Source organism: Streptomyces sp. WG5, assembly GCF_049974565.1.
In the GTDB taxonomy this organism is placed as follows: Bacteria; Actinomycetota; Actinomycetes; order Streptomycetales; family Streptomycetaceae; genus Streptomyces.
Genome location: NZ_JBNGGC010000094.1, coordinates 1 through 3,260 on the forward strand (window position 1 = coordinate 1; position 3,260 = coordinate 3,260).

Annotated in this window: 1 protein-coding gene; it reads right to left on the reverse strand. The window is 71.3% G+C overall.

Going from position 1 to position 3,260, the window contains the following annotated elements:
- Window positions 1-3,260, reverse strand: a 3,260-nt coding sequence (locus tag ACP4IX_RS35965; protein ID WP_426558818.1) for an SDR family NAD(P)-dependent oxidoreductase, incomplete at both ends; no start/stop codon positions are given.

Below are 3,260 nucleotides of genomic sequence, written 5' to 3' on the forward strand. Positions count from 1 at the left end.
ACACCGCCTGCGAGGGCCATCGAGCACTCACCGGACCGCAACGCCTGCACGGCCCAGTGCAACGCCACCAACGACGAGGAACACGCCGTGTCCACCGTCACCGCCGGACCCTGCAACCCCAGCACATACGCCACCCGCCCCGACAACACACTCTGCGAACCACCCGTCACCAGATGCCCCGCCACATCGTCGACGGATCGGGCAGCCACCTCGGAGTAGCCCGACGGGATCGCGCCGACGAACACCCCGACAGGATCGCCCGCCAGCGAGGCGGGGTCGATTCCGGCGTGCTCCAGCGCTTCCCACGAGGTCTCCAGCAGCAGCCGCTGCTGCGGATCAGTCGCCACCGCCTCGCGGGGGGAAATCCCGAAGAACTCCGCATCGAAGTCACCGGCCTCGTGCAGGAAGCCGCCGGTGCCGGTGACCGACGCGGCGGGTCCGGAGCCGGACAGCTCGTCCAGGTCCCAGCCGCGGTCGGTGGGGAACTCCGTGAGAGCGTCCCGGCCTTCGGCCACCAGGCTCCACAGCTGGTCGGGACCGGCCACCCCGCCGGGGAGCCGGCAGGCCGTTCCCACGATCACGATCGGGTCGTCGTTCACGGACACGGCCGGAGGCACGGCCGTGGTCCGCGCGGCGGTGGAGGTTCCGGTGAGCAGATCGGTGAGGTGGCCGGCCAGGCCGCCGATAGTCGGGTAGTCGAACGCCAGGGTGGCAGGCAGGCTCAGTGAGGTGGCGGTGGCGAGGCGGTTGCGCAGTTCCACCGCTGTCAGTGAGTCGAAGCCCAGGTCCCTGAACGCCTGACCGGTGTCGACACGGTCCGGCGAGCTGTGGCCCAGAACGGCGGCGACGTGGCCGCGTACGAGCACGTGCAGGAACTCAGTACGCTCCCCCTCAGGGATCTGTGCCCAGCGCCGGGCGAAGCCCGATGCCTTCGACTCGTCCGCTCCAGGGGCCGAACCGGCCAGCACCTCGGCGACCTCCGCGAGGTCCGACAGGAGTGGGCTCGGGCGGGCCGCGGTGAAGGCCGGCGCGAACCGGCGCCAGTCCATGTCCAAGACCGTGATGGTGGTCTCGTCGTCACTCAGGGCCCGGTGCAGCGCCGCGAGAGCCAGCCGGGGCTGCATGGGCAGCACGCCCGACTTCCGCAGGTGCGCATTCTGTTCGGGGTTGTCGACGGCCATCCCCGCCTCGGCCCAGGCACCCCACGCCACCGAGGTCGCGGCCCGTCCCTGTGCCCGGCGACGGGCCGCCAGGGCATCGAGGTAGGCGTCACCGGCGGCGCAGCCGGCCTGACCACTGCCGCCCCATGATGCCGCGCCCGAGGAGAACAGCACAAAGGCGTCCAGATCGATGTCGCTGGTCAACTCGTCCAGGTGTGCCGCTCCCGCCACCTTGGGACGCAGTTCGGCCGTCATCTGCTCAGGCGTCACCGATTCGACGGCGACCAGGCCCTGGTTCACACCTGCGGCATGCACCACCATCCGCAGCGCGCCGCCGATGGACTCCACGACGTTCGCAAGCGCGGCACGGTCCGCAACGTCGCAGGCCACGACCGTGACCCGCGCGCCCAGTTCCTCCAGGTCGGCGCAGAGCTGTCCGGCTCCCTCGGCATCCGGGCCACGCCTGCTCATCAGCACCACGTGCTCGGCACCGCGCTCCACCACCCACCGCGCGACGAGCCTGCCCAGGCCGCCGGTGCCACCGGTGATGAGCGCCGTTCCCGACGTCCGCCACGAGGTCGCCCTCGTGCCAGCCTGCGATGCCCGGACCAACCGGCGGCCGAACACGCCGCCCGCCCGTATGACGACCTGGTCCTCACCCAGTTGCCCCGACACCACCGACGCCAGTCGCCGCGCCGCCCGCTCGTCGAGTACCTCGGGCAGGTCCACCACACCGCCCCAGTGCTGCGGCCGTTCCACCGCGACCACCCGGCCGAGGCCCCAGACCGTTCCCTGCCCGGGGCTGGTCACCGGGTCCTGCCGGCCCACCGAGACCGCGCCCCGGGTAACCGCCCAGACCGGAGCGGTGATCCCGGCGTCGCTCAACGCCTGTACCAGCACCAGCGTCGGCACCGCAGGCTCGGCGTCGCCAAGCGCAAGCAGGGACAGCACACCGGCGACTTCGTCATCGGGCAGTTGCGCCGTCAGCTCGGCCCGGTCGGCGTTGTCGTACTCCATCAGCGCGGCCTGCGGACCCATCGCCGCCAGCACGGCCGCCACCCAGGGGTCTCCGCCGGTCCCCGCAGGGACGATAACCAGCCACGGCTCGGACACCGAGGCGGTCGCGCCGGTTTCGATCAGCTTCCAGGACTCGCGGTACCGCCAACCGTCCACGGCCCGGTCGTGAAGGTGCCGGTCACGCCACGACGACAGGGCGGGCACCACGGGAGAGACGACGCCGCTTTCCAGCTCCAACGTCCTGGCGATAGCCTGCACATCGCGCCGCTCCACGGACGTCCAGAACTCCGCGTCCACCGCATCCGGTTGGGCGGGCTCCGAGTCCTGCGCCTCATCGGTCCAGTACCGCTGGTGCTGGAACGCATAAGTCGGCAACTCCACCCGCTGGGCTTCGGCCCCGGCGAACACCGACTCCCAGGAGACGGGTACGCCTTGGACGGACAACTCCGCCAACGACGCCATCACCCTCCTGGCGCCACCCTCGCCACGGCGCAGCGTCCCGACCACCACGCCGTCCTGCCCTGCATCCTCCAGGGTCTCCTGGACCGCGGCCGTCAGCACCGGATGCGGACTGACCTCGACGAAGACGTCCCGGCCATCCGCGATCAGAGCACGGGTCGCGTCCTCGAACCGCACGGTCTCCCGCAGATTCCGCACCCAGTACCCGGCATCAGCCGCACCGGTATCCACCACCTGCCCGGTCACCGACGAATACACCGGCACCGACGACGACACCGGCACGATCCCGGCCAGCTCGACCAGCAGCCGGTCCCGGACCGCCTCCACCTGCACGGAATGGGAGGCATAATCCACCGGGATCACCCGGGCCCGAACCCCCTCCGCCTCACACCAGGCCACCAGTTCCCGCACCGCCGAAGACTCACCCGACACCACCACCGAGCCCGGACCATTGACCGCAGCAACAGACAACCGCCCCTGCCAGTCCCCGACCAACTCCACGACCCGAGCAGCCGGCAGCGACACCGCAGCCATACCCCCACCACCGGCCAGCGTGTCCGCGATCGCCTTGCTGCGCAACGCCACAACGCGCGCCCCGTCCGCCAGTGACAGCCCCCCGGCCAC